At 67.1% G+C, this 14,951-nt stretch carries 11 protein-coding genes and 10 tRNA genes; 18 read left to right on the top strand and 3 right to left on the bottom strand.

The window, feature by feature from the left end:
* Positions 1 to 118 precede the first annotated feature (118 nt).
* The gene (locus MIC98_RS14620) at positions 119 to 1,123 is read left to right on the top strand and encodes an isocitrate dehydrogenase (RefSeq protein ID WP_239737650.1); all 1,005 of its coding nucleotides are present in this window, start codon (positions 119 to 121) and stop codon (positions 1,121 to 1,123) included.
* A gap of 161 nt (positions 1,124 to 1,284) precedes the next feature.
* On the opposite strand, the gene MIC98_RS14615 is transcribed toward MIC98_RS14620, so the two are convergent.
* Positions 1,285 to 2,046 (bottom strand): Bax inhibitor-1/YccA family protein, encoded by a 762-nt coding sequence (locus MIC98_RS14615; protein WP_239737649.1) that lies wholly within the window; start codon positions 2,044 to 2,046, stop codon positions 1,285 to 1,287.
* 131 nt (positions 2,047 to 2,177) lie between these two features.
* Between MIC98_RS14615 and MIC98_RS14610 the strand changes: the two genes are divergently transcribed.
* The 16 genes from MIC98_RS14610 to MIC98_RS14535 all read left to right on the top strand — a co-directional run bounded on the left by MIC98_RS14610 (position 2,178) and on the right by MIC98_RS14535 (position 12,174).
* Positions 2,178 to 2,254 (top strand) — tRNA-Pro (locus MIC98_RS14610).
* 43 nt (positions 2,255 to 2,297) lie between these two features.
* A tRNA-Arg gene (locus MIC98_RS14605) sits at positions 2,298 to 2,374 on the top strand.
* Between the two features lie 33 nt (positions 2,375 to 2,407).
* A tRNA-His gene (locus MIC98_RS14600) sits at positions 2,408 to 2,484 on the top strand.
* Between the two features lie 81 nt (positions 2,485 to 2,565).
* Positions 2,566 to 2,641, top strand: a tRNA-Lys gene (locus MIC98_RS14595).
* 65 nt (positions 2,642 to 2,706) lie between these two features.
* Positions 2,707 to 2,782: transfer RNA gene (locus tag MIC98_RS14590), tRNA-Lys, on the top strand.
* Positions 2,783 to 2,895: 113 nt separating this feature from the next.
* Positions 2,896 to 2,980, top strand: a tRNA-Leu gene (locus MIC98_RS14585).
* Between the two features lie 171 nt (positions 2,981 to 3,151).
* Entirely contained in the window at positions 3,152 to 4,447 is a 1,296-nt protein-coding gene (gene tig / locus MIC98_RS14580; protein WP_057640616.1) for a trigger factor, read from the top strand.
* 94 nt (positions 4,448 to 4,541) lie between these two features.
* A complete protein-coding gene (clpP, locus tag MIC98_RS14575) occupies positions 4,542 to 5,141 on the top strand; it encodes an ATP-dependent Clp endopeptidase proteolytic subunit ClpP (RefSeq protein ID WP_239738201.1) in 600 nt (199 codons plus the stop codon).
* A gap of 127 nt (positions 5,142 to 5,268) precedes the next feature.
* Positions 5,269 to 6,549 (top strand): ATP-dependent Clp protease ATP-binding subunit ClpX, encoded by a 1,281-nt coding sequence (gene clpX / locus MIC98_RS14570; RefSeq protein WP_057640617.1) that lies wholly within the window; start codon positions 5,269 to 5,271, stop codon positions 6,547 to 6,549.
* Positions 6,550 to 6,647: 98 nt separating this feature from the next.
* Positions 6,648 to 9,101: an endopeptidase La gene (lon, locus tag MIC98_RS14565; protein WP_239737648.1), complete on the top strand. Its 2,454-nt coding sequence runs from the start codon at positions 6,648 to 6,650 to the stop codon at positions 9,099 to 9,101.
* A gap of 210 nt (positions 9,102 to 9,311) precedes the next feature.
* Positions 9,312 to 9,584 (top strand): HU family DNA-binding protein, encoded by a 273-nt coding sequence (locus MIC98_RS14560; RefSeq protein ID WP_057640619.1) that lies wholly within the window; start codon positions 9,312 to 9,314, stop codon positions 9,582 to 9,584.
* Between the two features lie 12 nt (positions 9,585 to 9,596).
* Positions 9,597 to 9,671: transfer RNA gene (locus MIC98_RS14555), tRNA-Val, on the top strand.
* Between the two features lie 32 nt (positions 9,672 to 9,703).
* A tRNA-Asp gene (locus MIC98_RS14550) sits at positions 9,704 to 9,780 on the top strand.
* A gap of 83 nt (positions 9,781 to 9,863) precedes the next feature.
* A tRNA-Asp gene (locus MIC98_RS14545) sits at positions 9,864 to 9,940 on the top strand.
* Positions 9,941 to 10,009: 69 nt separating this feature from the next.
* Positions 10,010 to 10,086: transfer RNA gene (locus MIC98_RS14540), tRNA-Asp, on the top strand.
* Positions 10,087 to 10,221: 135 nt separating this feature from the next.
* Positions 10,222 to 12,174 (top strand): peptidyl-prolyl cis-trans isomerase, encoded by a 1,953-nt coding sequence (locus MIC98_RS14535; protein ID WP_239737647.1) that lies wholly within the window; start codon positions 10,222 to 10,224, stop codon positions 12,172 to 12,174.
* Positions 12,175 to 12,331: 157 nt separating this feature from the next.
* Here the strand turns inward: MIC98_RS14535 and MIC98_RS14530 are convergent, their stop codons facing one another.
* Together MIC98_RS14530 and gloB are read right to left on the bottom strand one after the other, a co-directional pair.
* Positions 12,332 to 13,498 (bottom strand): lytic transglycosylase domain-containing protein, encoded by a 1,167-nt coding sequence (locus MIC98_RS14530; RefSeq protein WP_239738199.1) that lies wholly within the window; start codon positions 13,496 to 13,498, stop codon positions 12,332 to 12,334.
* A gap of 14 nt (positions 13,499 to 13,512) precedes the next feature.
* Positions 13,513 to 14,277, bottom strand: coding sequence for a hydroxyacylglutathione hydrolase (gloB, locus tag MIC98_RS14525; RefSeq protein ID WP_239737646.1), 765 nt, complete (start codon positions 14,275 to 14,277; stop codon positions 13,513 to 13,515).
* A 90-nt stretch (positions 14,278 to 14,367) separates the two neighbouring features.
* Between gloB and MIC98_RS14520 the strand changes: the two genes are divergently transcribed.
* Positions 14,368 to 14,943 carry a class I SAM-dependent methyltransferase gene (locus tag MIC98_RS14520; RefSeq protein ID WP_239737645.1) on the top strand — a complete coding sequence of 192 codons (576 nt, stop codon included), beginning with the start codon at positions 14,368 to 14,370 and terminating at the stop codon, positions 14,941 to 14,943.
* Positions 14,944 to 14,951: the final 8 nt, after the last annotated feature.

The raw sequence follows: 14,951 nt of genomic DNA, 5'->3' as shown, positions 1-14,951 counted from the left end.
GGTCCAGTTGGGGCAGGGGGCGGGGATCGGGCATAATTGACAGTTGAAACTTTCTGACGCGCCTGATACCGGGCAGCCGGCCGGCGCGCACCCCCTCATCTGTTCGGAACCCCAAAACATGACGCAGACAATCACCGTCATCCGCGGCGATGGCATCGGCCCGGAAATCATGGACGCCACCCTGTTCGTGCTGGACCAGCTCGGCGCCGGGCTGTCCTACGAGTTCGCCGACGCCGGCCTGGCCGCGCTGGAAAAGCACGGTGAGCTGATCCCGGCTTCCACGCTGGAGTCGATCAAGAAGAACAAGGTCGCGCTGAAGAGCCCGCTGACCACCCCGGTCGGCGGCGGCTTCAGCTCGATCAACGTGGCCCTGCGCCGCCAGTTTGACCTGTATGCCAACGTGCGCCCGGCGATCTCGTTCCCGAACACCAAGTCGCGCTACGAGAACGTCAACCTGATCACCGTGCGCGAGAACACCGAAGGCGCCTACCTGAGCGAAGGCCAGGAAGTGTCGGCCGACGGCGAGACCGCGTTCTCCGGCACCCGCATCACCCGCAAGGGCTCCGAGCGCATCGTGCGCTATGCCTTCGAGCTGGCCCGCAGCACCGGCCGCAAGAAGGTTACCGCCGTGCACAAGGCCAACATCATCAAGTCCACCTCGGGCCTGTTCCTGAACATCGCCCGCGAAGTGGCCGCGAACTACCCGGAAATCGAGTTCCAGGAAATGATCGTGGACAACACCTGCATGCAGCTGGTGATGCGCCCCGAGCAGTTCGACGTCATCGTCACCACCAACCTGTTCGGCGACATCATCTCCGACCTGTGCGCCGGCCTGGTCGGCGGCCTGGGCCTGGCCCCGGGCGCCAACATCGGCGAGAACGCGGCCATCTTCGAGGCCGTGCACGGCACCGCGCCGGACATCGCCGGCAAGGGCATCGCCAACCCGTGCGCGCTGCTGCTGGGCGCGGCGCAGATGCTGGACCACCTCGGCCAGCCGCAGAACGCCGAGCGCCTGCGCAACGCCATCGTCGCCACCATGGAAGCCAGGGATTCGCTGACCGGCGACCTCGGCGGCAACAGCGGCACGATGGATTTCGCCAAGGCGATCGCCAGCCGGCTGTAAGCGGGCGACCATGCGGTCGAAGAAGAAGGGCGCCGTTGGCGCTCTTCTTCGTTTCATGCGTACTGCTCCCAGCCTTACTGCAGGAGCGACGCCAGTCGCGAATGGGGCTTCACCAGGAAAGCCTCGTCGCGACCGACGTCGCTCCTGGGGGAGGCGGGAGATCAGTTGCGCGACTGCAGCTTGGACAGCAGCCGCAGGAACTCGATGTACAGCCACACCAGCGTCACCATCAGGCCGAACGCGCCGTACCACTCCATGTACTTCGGCGCGCCGGCTTCCACGCCGCTTTCGATGAAGTCGAAGTCCAGCACCAGGTTCAGCGCGGCGATCACCACCACGAACAGGCTGAAGCCGATGCCGACCAGGCCCGAGTCGTGGATGAAGGGAATGTTGATGTTGAAGAAGCCCAGCACGATGGTCGCCAGATAGACCAGCGCGATGCCGCCGGTGGCAGCGATCACGCCGAGCTTGAAGTTCTCGGTGGCCTTGATCAGCCCGCTGCGGTAGGCGAACAGCAGTGCGAACAGCGTGCCGAAGGTCAGCAGCACCGCTTGGAACACGATGCCCTGGAAGCGCGCCTCGTAGATCGCCGAGATCGTGCCGAGGAACAGGCCCTCGGCCAGCGCGTAGAGCGGCGCGCTGACCGGTGCCCAGCTCTTCTTGAAGATGGTGACCAGCGCCAGCACGAAGCCGCCGATCATCCCGCCCCACAGGTACAGGCGCGCGCCGGCGGCCAGCTCGCCGCCGTCGGTGAGGGTATGGTTCCAGGCGAAGGCCGCGGTGAGCACGGCCAGCAGCAACAGGATGCCGGTGCGGTTGACCGTGCCGTTGAGGGTCATGGTCCCGCCGTCGCGGGTCACCACGGTGCCGCTGCCGAGGTCGAGGAAGGTGGAGTCGGAGAGGGCGGGGTTGCCGCTGCGCATGTGAGGCTCCGGATGTAGGGGGAATGCCCGAGCATAACCAAACGCGCGGCGATGCAATCCGCCGTTGACAGACTGTCGCGCAGTTCCGACAATAGCCGACCTTTCGGGGGGAACCTCGGGAGATTCACCGCCGGGGTATAGCGCAGTCTGGTAGCGCGCCTGCTTTGGGAGCAGGATGTCGGGGGTTCGAATCCCTCTACCCCGACCATCCAGTGCACCGCAGTGCGTTGGAGTGCGACGATCCGGTCAGAGCGCCCGTAGCTCAACTGGATAGAGCACCGGCCTTCTAAGCCGGCGGTTACAGGTTCGATTCCTGTCGGGCGCGCCAATCGGCGCAAGCGGTGGGTTGTTGTTTTCAGTGGTGGCTGTAGCTCAGTTGGTTAGAGTACCGGATTGTGATTCCGGTGGTCGGGGGTTCGAATCCCCTCAGCCACCCCATTGAACAGGACGCCGGCGTGCATGCATGCCGGGGTTGAAAGAAGCAAAGGGTGCGGGTACCATGTGCACCCTGATTTTTCAGGGCCGTTAGCTCAGTTGGTAGAGCAGTTGACTCTTAATCAATAGGTCCAAGGTTCGAATCCTTGACGGCCCACCAGTTGCGACAGCCATCCAGAAGTTTCGGATGGCTGTTTTGTTGAAAGATGTGGTTTCGCGTTTTACGGGCTGTTAGCTCAGTTGGTAGAGCAGTTGACTCTTAATCAATAGGTCCAAGGTTCGAATCCTTGACAGCCCACCAGATCCAGGCACCCGCTACCACGGGTGCCTTTTTCTTTGCCGCCGCCCTCCTTGGCGGCACCCCTCCGGACCGGGCGTTTTTTGCCCGGCGGCCTGCGATAATGCCGGTCGCATGCGAAAGTGGCGGAATTGGTAGACGCCCTGGATTTAGGTTCCAGTGCCGCAAGGCGTGGGGGTTCGAGTCCCCCCTTTCGCACCATCCGTGGGTCGTCCGGATGTCCGGCCGCGCCGCGTGCCGGGCGCAGGCTGGCGGCCAGGGCCGGAATCGGCCAAACTATAGGGCTGCGGCGGGGACAGGTGCCTGCCGGAAGTCATTCATTTCAGTCCACATTCGTGCCGGGGCCCGGGGCCGCCGGTGGCAGGAGTCCACATGCAAGCTTCGATCGAATCCACCGGCAATCTGGAACGCCGCCTGACCTTCTCCCTGCCGGAGGAGCGCCTGCAGAGCCACATCGATGGCCGCCTGGGCGAGATCGCGCGCACCGTGCGCATCAAGGGCTTCCGCCCGGGCAAGGTGCCGGCCAAGGTGGTCGAGCAGCGCTTCGGGCCGCAGGTGCGTGCCGAGGCGATGGATGGCCTGTTGCGTGAAACCTTCGACGCCGCGCTGCGCGAGCACGAGCTGCGCATCGCCGGCAACCCGCGCATCGAGAAGGCCGGCGAGGGCGAGTTCGACTTCGTCGCCAACATCGAGCTGGTGCCGGATTTCGGCGACGTCGACGTCACCAAGCTGACCGTCGTGCGCCACACCGCCGAGGTCACCGACGCCGACATCGACCAGATGATCGAGAACCTGCGCCAACAGCGCCGCAGCTGGAAGGCGGTCGAGCGCGCCGCGCGGGAAGGCGACCTGGTCGCGCTGGAAACCTGGTCGCAGGCCGGTGACGAGCGCCTGCCGGCCGAGGGTGCCGAGAAGGGCACCGTCATCGTCGGCCAGGGCATGATGTTCGAGCAGATCGAGAAGGGCCTGGTCGGCCTGGCCAAGGGCGAGGAGAAGACGCTGGACGTCGAGTTCCCGGCCGACTGGCGGGTGCCGGCGCTGGCCGGCAAGCAGGTCAAGGTCGCGGTCAAGGCAACCGAAGTGTCCGAACCGGTGGTGCCGGACGTCGATGCCGCCTTCATCAAGAGCTTCGGCGTCAAGAACGGCGGGCTGGAGCAGTTCCGCGCCGACATCCGCTCCAATCTGGAGCGCGAGCTGAAGGGCGCGCTGATGAACCGCCTGCGCCGCGAGGTCGGCGAGCAGCTGATCGCCGCCTACGCCCACGTCGAGCTGCCGCCGCGGCTGGTCGAGAACGAGGCCCGCGCGATGCTGGCCCAGCAGGTCGATGCCATCCGCCGCCAGGGCGGCAACCCCGGCAACGTGCCGGCCGACGCCCACGAGGGCTTCAAGGACGCCGCGTCCAAGCGCGTGCTGGTCGGCCTGCTGGTCGGCGAGGTCGCCCGCAGGAACGAGTTGCGCCTGGACCCGAAGCGCCTGAACGAAACCATGCGCCTGATCGCCTCGACCTACGAGGAGCCGGAGCAGGTCATTGAGATGTACCGCAACGACCCCCAGCTGATGGGTGGCCTGCAGAACCGCGTGATGGAAGAGCAGGTGATTGACTGGATCGCCGAGCGTGCCCAGCACACCGCGCAGTCGCTGTCGTTCCAGGACGCGATCCGCCCGTAAGCGCGGGTCGCCCGCAAGGCCCCGCGCTCCATGCGCGGGGTTCCAACACACCTCAGGAGATTCCCGCGTGGACAACCGAACCACAGCCTTGAACATGGTTCCGATGGTGGTCGAGCAGACCAGCCGCGGCGAGCGCGCCTACGACATCTATTCGCGCCTGCTCAAGGAGCGGATCATCTTCCTGGTCGGCCCGATCGACGACCACGTCGCCAACCTGGTGGTCGCGCAGATGCTGTTCCTCGAGGCGGAGAACCCCGAGAAGGACATCAACCTGTACATCAACTCGCCCGGTGGCGTGGTGACCGCGGGGCTGGCGATCTACGACACCATGCAGTTCATCAAGCCCGACGTCAGCACCATGTGCATCGGCCAGGCCGCCAGCGCCGGCTCGCTGCTGCTGATGGCCGGCGCCAAGGGCAAGCGTTTCGCCCTGCCGAATTCGCGGGTGATGATCCACCAGCCGTCCGGCGGCGCGCAGGGCCAGGCGACCGACATCGAGATCCAGGCGCGGGAGATCCTGTACCTGCGCCAGCGCCTGAACGGGCTGTACGCCAGCCACACCGGGCAGCCGATCGAGCAGATCGAGCGCGACATGGAACGCGACCGCTTCCTCAGCGCCGAGGGCGCCAGGGAATACGGGCTGATCGACCAGGTCGTGGACCGGCGTTCGGAGGAGTCGATCCAGCCGGCATGACGGCGGCAAACAGCCGAAAACACGGCAATTCCGCAGGGTCGGAACCGGGCTGGCGCCCGTCCGGCCCTGTGCTATTCTCGAAATCGAATCCCCTGTTCATGGGGGAGGGCAACTGGGTAAGCGAAGCATGAGCGAAGACCGGCAAGGTCGTTCCGGGGACGGTGGCAAGATTCTCTACTGCTCGTTCTGCGGCAAGAGTCAGCATGAAGTACGCAAGCTGATCGCGGGTCCGAGCGTGTTCATCTGCGATGAATGCGTGGAGCTGTGCAACGACATCATCCGCGAGGAACTGGAGGAAAAGGCGCAGTCGGCGCGCAGTTCGCTGCCCAAGCCACGCGAGATCCTCGAGGTCCTGGACCAGTACGTGATCGGCCAGAACCGCGCCAAGCGCACGCTGGCGGTGGCCGTGTACAACCACTACAAGCGCATCGAGAGCCGCCAGAAGAGCGACGACGTCGAGCTGTCCAAGTCCAACATCCTGCTGGTCGGCCCGACCGGCTCGGGCAAGACGCTGCTGGCCGAGACGCTGGCGCGCTTGCTCAACGTGCCGTTCACGATGGCCGATGCGACCACGCTGACCGAGGCCGGCTATGTCGGCGAGGACGTGGAGAACATCATCCAGAAGCTGCTGCAGAAGTGCGACTACGACGTCGAGAAGGCGCAGCAGGGCATCGTCTACATCGACGAGATCGACAAGATCTCGCGCAAGAGCGAGAACCCGTCGATCACCCGCGACGTGTCCGGCGAAGGCGTGCAGCAGGCGCTGCTGAAGCTGATCGAGGGCACCGTGGCCAGCGTGCCGCCGCAGGGCGGGCGCAAGCACCCGCAGCAGGAATTCCTGCAGGTGGACACCAAGAACATCCTGTTCATCTGCGGCGGCGCGTTCGCCGGGCTGGACAAGGTGATCCAGCAGCGTTCCTCGGACAGCAGCGGCATCGGCTTCGGGGCCAAGGTCAAGAGCGCCGAGCGCAAGCAGGAAGTGGGCAAGATACTGGCCGAGGTGGAACCCGAGGACCTGATCAAGTTCGGCCTGATCCCCGAGTTCGTCGGCCGCCTGCCGGTGGTGGCGACGCTGGAGGAGCTGGACGAGCCAGCGCTGGTCAGGATCCTGACCGAGCCGAAGAACGCCATCACCAAGCAGTTCAAGAAGCTGTTCGAGATGGAGAACGTCGAGCTGGAATTCCGCCCCGACGCGCTGGCGGCGATCGCCAAGAAGGCGATCAAGCGCAAGACCGGCGCGCGCGGCCTGCGCACCATCGTCGAGTCGGTGCTGCTGGACACCATGTATGACCTGCCGTCGCAGGAGAACGTGAGCAAGGTGGTGGTCGATGAATCGGTCATCGAGCACAAGTCCGAGCCCTACGTGATCTACGAGGCGCCGCCGGCCAAGGCCGCCTCCGGCGACTGAACCGGCAGGCCCCCCGGCCTCTTGCAAGCCCCAGCCGATGGCCCCATAACGGGGCCATCGGCTTTTCAATGGCCGCCCCCTGACCCAGTGGAGCCCTCATGGCCCAGCACAAACCCGAAGTCCTCGACCTGCCGGTCCTGCCACTGCGCGACGTGGTGGTGTTCCCGCACATGGTCATCCCGTTGTTCGTCGGCCGCGACAAGTCGATGCAGGCACTCGAGCGGGCGATGGAGGCGGACAAGCGCATCCTGCTGGTGGCGCAGAAGTCGGCCGAGACCGACGACCCGGCGGCGGCCGACCTGTACACGGTGGGCACGCTGGCACAGGTGCTGCAACTGCTGAAACTGCCCGACGGCACCATCAAGGTGCTGGTCGAGGGCCTGTCGCGCGTGGCCGTGGAGAAGATCCGCGAGCAGGACGGCTCGCTGCAGGGCGTCGGCGTGGAGCTGGAATCGGACGAATCGCGCGAGCCGCGCGAGATCGAGGCCATCGCCCGCTCGCTGATGTCGCTGTTCGAGCAGTACGTCAAGACCAACCGCAAGCTGCCGCCGGAGCTGCTGCAGACCCTGGCCGGCATCGAGGAGCCGGCGCGGCTGGCCGACACCATCGCCGCGCACATCGGCGTGCGCCTGGCCGACAAGCAGAAGCTGCTGGAAATCCTGCAGGTGGGCGAGCGGCTGGAAATGCTGGTGGGCCTGGTCGATGGCGAGATCGACGTGCAGCAGCTGGAGAAGCGCATCCGCGGCCGGGTCAAGTCGCAGATGGAGAAGAGCCAGCGCGAGTACTACCTCAACGAGCAGATGAAGGCGATCCAGAAGGAGCTGGGCGACCTGGACGAGGCCCCCGGCGAGCTGGAGGAACTGGCGCGCAAGATCGCCGGGGCCGGCATGCCCAAGGCGGTGGAGGCCAAGGCGAAGAACGAGCTGAACAAGCTCAAGCAGATGTCGCCGATGTCGGCCGAGGCCGCGGTGGTGCGCAACTACCTGGAATGGCTGCTGGGCGTGCCGTGGAAGAAGCGCAGCAAGGTGCGCAAGGACCTGAAGGCCGCCCAGGACACGCTCGACGCCGACCATTACGGGCTGGACAAGGTCAAGGAGCGCATCCTCGAATACCTCGCGGTGCAGTCGCGGGTGAAGCAGATGAAGGGCCCGATCCTGTGCCTGGTCGGCCCGCCGGGCGTGGGCAAGACCTCGCTGGGCCAGTCCATCGCCAAGGCGACCAACCGCAAGTTCGTGCGCATGAGCCTTGGCGGCGTGCGCGACGAGGCCGAGATCCGCGGCCACCGCCGCACCTACGTCGGCTCGATGCCGGGCCGCATCGTGCAGAACCTCAACAAGGTCGGCAGCAGGAACCCGCTGTTCGTGCTCGACGAGATCGACAAGATGTCGATGGACTTCCGCGGCGACCCGTCCTCGGCGCTGCTGGAAGTGCTCGACCCCGAGCAGAACAACGCCTTCAACGACCACTACCTGGAAGTGGACCTGGACCTGTCCGAAGTGATGTTCGTGGCGACCTCCAACTCGCTGAACATCCCCGGCCCGCTGCTGGACCGCATGGAGGTCATCCGCATCCCCGGCTACACCGAGGACGAGAAGCTCAACATCGCCCTGCGCTACCTGGTGCCCAAGCAGCTCAAGGCCAACGGCCTGAAGCCGGAGGAACTGGCGGTCGAGGAAGCGGCCATCCGCGACATCGTGCGCTACTACACGCGCGAGTCCGGCGTGCGCAACCTCGAGCGCGAAGTGGCGAAGATCTGCCGCAAGGTGGTCAAGGAGATCGCCCTGGCCGGCCCGCAGCCAGTGAAGCCGGCGAAGAAGCCCGCGAAGAAGGCCAAGGCCCGCGTCGTGGTCGATTCGGCCAACCTCGACAGGTACCTGGGCGTGCGCCGCTTCGACTTCGGCCGCGCCGAGGAGCAGAACGAAGTGGGCCTGGTCACCGGCCTGGCCTGGACCGAGGTCGGCGGCGACCTGCTGCAGATCGAGTCGACGCTGATCCCCGGCAAGGGCGCGGTGACGCTGACCGGCCAGCTCGGCAACGTGATGAAGGAATCGGCCACCGCGGCATTGTCGGTGGTGCGCGCGCGGGCCGAGGCGCTGGGCATTGACGTGGATTTCCTGCAGAAGCACGACGTGCACCTGCACGTGCCCGACGGCGCCACGCCCAAGGACGGCCCCAGCGCCGGCATCGCGATGGTCACCTCGCTGGTGTCCACGCTGAGCAAGGTGCCGGTGAAGGCCGACGTGGCGATGACCGGCGAGATCACCCTGCGCGGCCGCGTCACCGCCATCGGCGGGTTGAAGGAGAAGCTGCTGGCCGCGCTGCGCGGCGGCGTCCGCACCGTCATCATCCCCGACGAGAACCGCAAGGACCTGGCCGACATCCCCGCCAACGTCACCCGCGACCTGGACATCGTGCCGGTGAAGTGGATCGACGAGGTGCTGGACCTCGCGCTGGAGACGCCGCTGGCCCCCAGGAAGGCGCGTGGCAAGGCCCAGCGGGTGGCGATGCGCGGCAAGCCGAAGCCGGCGCCGAGCGCACGCGTCAAGCATTGAAGATGAACGCGAAATGCCCTGAAACCCGCGCCATTGCTGGCTTTTCGGCTTGCGTGGGTAGGGGGGCGCTGGTATAAAAGCTCGACCCACCTGCCCGCGTCAAAGCGGGCAGCGTGTTTGCAGGATCTTCCGGTTGCCGCCGCTGCCGTCATGGGCGGGGACCAACCCAATCTATTCCGCGGGATCGTCCGCATAGGGAGTTTTACGTAAATGAACAAGACCGAATTGATTGATGGCGTTGCCGCTGCCGCTGACCTCTCCAAGGCCGAAGCCGGCCGTGCGGTCGATGCCGTCGTTGCCGAAATCACCAAGGCGCTGAAGAAGGGCGATGCGGTGACGCTGGTCGGCTTCGGCACCTTCCAGGTCCGCGAGCGCGCCGAGCGCACCGGCCGCAACCCGAAGACCGGCGACACCATCAAGATCGCCGCCTCGAAGAATCCCTCGTTCAAGGCTGGCAAAGCCCTGAAGGATGCCGTAAACTAAGCGGCTCACCGGGGGTGCTTAGCTCAGTGGTAGAGCGTCTCCCTTACAAGGAGAGGGTCGGGGGTTCGAAACCCTCAGCACCCACCACGAAGCACCGTCAGTAAGCAGTTTTGAAATGTGGAGCGGTAGTTCAGCTGGTTAGAATGCTGGCCTGTCACGCCGGAGGTCGCGGGTTCGAGTCCCGTCCGCTCCGCCAGTTTCAAGAAGGCCCCTGAGCGATCGGGGGCCTTGTTTTCTCCGACGCCCGCGAGGGCGCGGGGAAACGAAGGGTCAAAGCGCGGAGCGGTAGTTCAGCTGGTTAGAATGCTGGCCTGTCACGCCGGAGGTCGCGGGTTCGAGTCCCGTCCGCTCCGCCAGTTCCACCCTGCCATTGCCCTGCAATGGCGCGCACGCCGCGGTGTCGGTGGGGCGCAGCAGCACAACGCGGAGCGGTAGTTCAGCTGGTTAGAATGCTGGCCTGTCACGCCGGAGGTCGCGGGTTCGAGTCCCGTCCGCTCCGCCATTGATCGCAAAGCCCCCGGCGCAGGCCGGGGGCTTTTTCGTTGGCTGCCCGCAATGGCGGCAAGGCCCGCCGTTTGGGCGTGGGGCGGGAAGCGGGTTACACTGCCCGGCTCGCCATCAGGCCCTGATTTTTCCCATGCTGCAGAAACTTCGCGACAAGACCTCAGGCTGGATCGTTACCGTGATCATGGGCCTGCTGATGATCCCGTTCCTGTTCGTGATCGACAACAGCTACCTCGGTGGCGTCGGCGGGCAGAACGTGGCCAAGGTATCGGCGCCACCGTCGTGGTGGCGTTCGGCGCCGTCGTGGTGGCCGATGTCGTTCCTGTGGAGCCACCATGAGATCAGCAACGACGAGTTCCGCACCCGCTTCGAGCAGGCGCGCATGCAGGCGCGCGAGCAGCAGGGCGAAGATTTCGACCCGCGCGAGTTCGAGACCACCGAGAACAAGCTGGTCGTGCTCGACCAGATGATCGACGAACAGGTGGTGCGGCTGGCCGCGGAAGACGCACGCATCGTCATCGGCGATGCCACCGTGCGCGACTACATCGCCAGCATCCCGGCCTTCCAGCGCGACGGCAAGTTCAACGCCGAGCAGTACCGGCTGACGCTGGCGCAGAGCATGCCGCCGCGCACCCCGGCGATGTTCGACCAGGTGGTGCGCACCAGCTTGCAGCAGTCGATCATCCCGACCGCGCTGGCGCAGTCGGGCTTCGTGACCCAGGGCGAGAGCGAGCGCCTGTTGAAGCTGCTGGGCGAAACCCGCGACGTCGAGTTCGCGATCCTGCCGGCGCCGGAAGCGGATGCCGCGGCGGTGGACGATGCGCAGGTCAAGCAGTGGTACGAGGCGCACCCGGCCGACTTCCGCCAGCCGGAGAGCGTGTCCATCGAATACGTCGAGCTGGACGCGGCCAGCATGCCGCCGGCGGCAGCGGCTGATGACGCTACGCTGCGCCAGCGCTACGAGGAAGAGAAGGCGCGCTTCGTCAAGCCGGAAGAGCGGCTGGCTTCGCACATCCTGATCGGCAACGGCGAGGGCGCCGAGGCCAAGGCGGCCAGGCTGGCCGAGGAAGCAAAGCAGCCGGGCGCCGACTTTGCCGCGCTGGCCAGGGCCAATTCCGACGACCCGGGCTCGAAGGAGGCCGGTGGCGACCTGGGTTGGGTCGAGCGCGGGGTGATGGTCAAGCCGTTCGAGGACGCGCTGTTCGCCATGCAGCCGGGCGAAGTCAGCGGCCCGGTGAAGACCGAGTTCGGCTACCACGTGCTGCAGCTGCGCGAGACCAAGGGCGGCGAAGGCCGGCCGTTCGAGGAGGTGCGCGACCAGCTGGCGGCCGAGCAGTTGCAGGCCGACACCGAGCGCGCCTTCAACGAGCTCAGCGGCAAGCTGGTGGACTTGGTCTACAAGAACCCGACCGTGCTCGAGTCGGCCGCGGAGGAACTGAAGCTGCCGGTGCAGACGTTGGGGCCGTTCAGCCGCGCCACCGCCAGCGGCATTGCCGCCAACCCGGCGGTGCTGCGTGCCGCGTTCTCCGATGCGCTGAAGGAAGACGGCACGGTCAGCGACCCGATCGAGCTGGGGCCGAACCACAACGTGATGATCCGCGTCACCGAGCACACCCCGGAGCAGGCCATCCCGCTGGAGCAGGCCCGCGAGCAGGTGATCGCGGCGGTGCGTGCGAACCGCGCCGAGGAAGCCTCGAAGAAGGCCGCCGACGCGCTGCTGGCCAAGCTGGAAGGCGGGCAGACGCTGCAGGCCCTGGCCGAAGGCGAACACCTGCAGCTGCTGCCGATTCCGGGCCTGCCGCGCTCGGCGCCGATGCCGACGGCGGCCGCCAACCGCGCGGTGTTCACCGCCACCCCGCCCACCGGCGACAAGCCCAGCTACGGCAAGGTGGTGCTGGACGACGGCCGCTATGCGGTATTCGCGCTGACCAAGGTGACGCCGGGCAAGCTCGACGAAGTGCCGGAGCCGCAGCGGGCGATGCTGAAGCAGCAGCTGAGCCAGATCGACGGCGCGGCGGCGGCCAAGGCCTATGTGGACGGCATGCGCAAGCGCTTCAAGGTGCAGGTGCAGGAATCCCAGCTCTGAGCGCAACGCATCGCTGAAACGGAAAACCCGGCCACTGGCCGGGTTTTCCATATGGGGCATCTGCCATGGATTGTTTGCAGGAGCGACGTGAGTCGCGACCGGGGATTGCCGGGAAGGCCCCATCGCGACTCACGTCGCTCCTGCAGGCAGGCCGCGATCAGCGTGGATCGTCGAAGCGCAGCACCATGCCCGGCTTGAGCACCGCAGTGGCGTCCAGGTTGTTGCGCGACAGCAGCACCTTCAACGGGATGCCGTGGCGGCGCGCGATCGACCAGGCGCTTTCGCCGCGGCGGACCGTGTGCCTCTGCGTGCCGGTTGCCGCCACGGTGGCGACGGCAGCGGCGGCGGACGCGGGTTCGCTTTCGGTGGCGGCGACGACCACGGGCGAAGGCTGCCTGCCCGGCTCCGGTTCGGGCAGGGCCGGGGCCAGCACCCGGGCACCGTTGCGTTTGCCGGTGAGCGCCGGGTTGAGGCGGGCGATGCGGGTGGCGTCCAGCGCGTTCGCCGCCGACCATTCGGCCAGCGTGGTGCCGGCCGGCAGGCTGTGCCCGCGCAGGATCGGCACCGGGCGGTCCAGCGCCGCCATCAGCTCCGGTTCCTGCTCCGCCTGTTCCAGCACGCAGGCCAGCGCGTGCAGCTTTTCGACGTAGGCGTGGGTGATCGGCGACAGCCCCGGCAACTCGGCCGGGCGCGCGTTCTGCGCGTTCATGCCGCCCCGGCGCAGTGCCTGCAGGATGCGGTATTCGCCGGCGTTGTAGGCCATCACCGCCAACTGCCAGTCGCCGCCGAACATGCCGTACAGGGTCTTGAGGTAACGTACCGCCGCCTGCGTGGATTCCACCGCCGAAAGCCGGCCGTCGTAGCCCTTTTCCATCGGCACGCGGTGGTTGCGGGCGGTGGTGGCGATGAACTGCCACAACCCGGCTGGCCCGTTGGCGTTGCGTGCGCCGGGGCGGTAGCCGCTTTCGACGAAGGGAATCAGCGCGAACTCGGTGGGCAGCCCGGCGGTGCGCAGTTCGTCGACCACGTAGCCGAACAGCGGCAGCGCGTCATCCTCCGCGTTGCCCAGCCGTGTTGGCGCATGCGCGAACTGCCGGCGCCAGCGCGGGTTGGTCGCCTCGCTGTCGCATTGCGGCGCGGCCAGGCCATCGCGGAAATTGGCGAGGATCAGGTGGCCGTTGCGCGTGAGCGGTGCCGGCAGCGCGGCCGGATCGGTGGGCAGGCGGTTCAGCGCTGCGAAGTTCTGCGCCAGCCCGACGCCGGCCGGGATCGACTGCGCGGCGGCGATGCCGCTGCCGGCGCCGAGCAGCACTCCCAGCGCCATCGGCAGGTGCCGCTTCACGCGCGGAAACCGTCTTTCCAACGCCGCAGTTCGGCGAATACCTCCACCTCGTCCTCCGGCGCGCGCCCCAGCCGTGCGGCAATGGCCGCGACGACGGGGGCCGCGGACGTGCGCAGGAACGGGTTGCAGGCCCGCTCGTCGCTCAGCAGCGAGGGAACGGTGGGGAGCGAGCGGCTGCGCATGTCCTGAGCTTCCTTCTGGCGGCGTTGCAATGCCGCGTTGGTGGGATCGACATGCCGCGCGAACGCGGCATTGCCCAAGGTGTATTCGTGCCCGCAGCAGACCTGCGTCCGTGCCGGCAGCGCCGCCAGCCGTTGCAGCGAGGCCAGCATCTGCGCGGGGGTACCTTCGAACATGCGCCCACAGCCCAGACTGAACAGCGTGTCGCCGCAGAACAGGTGGTCGTGGCCGTGGAATGCGACGTGGCTGCGGGTATGGCCGGGAACGGCCAGGACCGTGAAGTCGAAGCCGGGCAGGCTTGCCCGGGCGCCTTCGCCGACCCGTTCGCATTCCAGCCCGATCCGTTCGTCCTCCGGCGCGAACACGGGCAGCTGCGGCCAATGCCGGCGCAGCTCGGCGACGCCGCCGGTGTGGTCGTCATGGTGGTGGGTGAGCAGGATGGCCGTCGGCTGCATGCCCTGCGCCACCGCGTCGAGCACAGGTTGCGCCTGTCCCGGGTCGACGAACAGCGTGCGCCCGTCCGGCGCCTGCAGCGCCCAGATGTAGTTGTCCTGGAATGCGGGCAGGGCGGTCAGTCGCATAGAATTGGGACCATGCCTGCCGCCCCGTTCCCCCGTCAAGCTGCAGTCTCTACCTGGTTTGAGAAGACGGGTGCGGAAACGGTGAGGGCGATGGAAAACCGCCATCTGCTCGACCAGTTGCAGGGCGTCCCCGCACAGCCTTGGCTGTGGCTGGCGCCGTGCAGCGCGTGGCGCCCGCAGCCGGCCCCCGCCGGGCGCGGCCTGCGCCTGCAGCGGACGCCGGAGGGCGCGGGCTGGGAGGGCGACGTGTACTGCGCCCTGCCGCTGCCGCTGCCGTCCGAGGCGGTCAACGCCATCGTGCTGCAGCACCCGGCGACGATGGAGCTGGAACCGCTGCTGGCCGAATGCGCGCGGGTGCTGATGCCGGGCGGGCGCCTGTGGCTGACCCTGCTCAACCGCCACAGCCTGTACCGCGGGCACTGGCAGTGGCGCGGCATGCGCCCGCCCACGGCGTTGCGTTGCCGCAGCGGTCTGCAGCGCGAGGGCCTGCGCATCCGCACGACGCGGCATGTCGGCCCGTTGTGGAACGACGCGGCGGCGCCGGCCGGCAAGGTGTTGCCGGCATTGCGCGCGGTATGCGTGCTGGAATTCGAGAAACGCACGGTAGCCTTCATCGGCCCGGAAAAAGCGCAGCCGGTAGGCTGGCGCGGGCCGGTGGCGACCTGAACGACGGA

Source organism: Stenotrophomonas sp. NLF4-10 (assembly GCF_022359915.1).
GTDB lineage: Bacteria > Pseudomonadota > Gammaproteobacteria > Xanthomonadales > Xanthomonadaceae > Stenotrophomonas > Stenotrophomonas daejeonensis.
The sequence above is the reverse complement of the archived record's forward strand: the minus strand, read 5'-3'. Positions and strand labels throughout refer to the sequence as shown.

What these genes read in the sequence shown, in the direction of transcription:
- gloB (WP_239737646.1), bottom strand. Translation starts at nt 14,277, where the DNA reads ATGCGACTGACCGCCCTGCCCGCATTCCAGGACAACTACATCTGGGCG.
- clpP (WP_239738201.1), top strand. Translation starts at nt 4,542, where the DNA reads ATGGTTCCGATGGTGGTCGAGCAGACCAGCCGCGGCGAGCGCGCCTAC.
- MIC98_RS14615 (WP_239737649.1), bottom strand. Translation starts at nt 2,046, where the DNA reads ATGCGCAGCGGCAACCCCGCCCTCTCCGACTCCACCTTCCTCGACCTC.
- MIC98_RS14530 (WP_239738199.1), bottom strand. Translation starts at nt 13,498, where the DNA reads ATGGCGCTGGGAGTGCTGCTCGGCGCCGGCAGCGGCATCGCCGCCGCG.
- MIC98_RS14535 (WP_239737647.1), top strand. Translation starts at nt 10,222, where the DNA reads ATGCTGCAGAAACTTCGCGACAAGACCTCAGGCTGGATCGTTACCGTG.
- MIC98_RS14620 (WP_239737650.1), top strand. Translation starts at nt 119, where the DNA reads ATGACGCAGACAATCACCGTCATCCGCGGCGATGGCATCGGCCCGGAA.
- clpX (WP_057640617.1), top strand. Translation starts at nt 5,269, where the DNA reads ATGAGCGAAGACCGGCAAGGTCGTTCCGGGGACGGTGGCAAGATTCTC.
- tig (WP_057640616.1), top strand. Translation starts at nt 3,152, where the DNA reads ATGCAAGCTTCGATCGAATCCACCGGCAATCTGGAACGCCGCCTGACC.
- MIC98_RS14520 (WP_239737645.1), top strand. Translation starts at nt 14,368, where the DNA reads ATGGAAAACCGCCATCTGCTCGACCAGTTGCAGGGCGTCCCCGCACAG.
- MIC98_RS14560 (WP_057640619.1), top strand. Translation starts at nt 9,312, where the DNA reads ATGAACAAGACCGAATTGATTGATGGCGTTGCCGCTGCCGCTGACCTC.
- lon (WP_239737648.1), top strand. Translation starts at nt 6,648, where the DNA reads ATGGCCCAGCACAAACCCGAAGTCCTCGACCTGCCGGTCCTGCCACTG.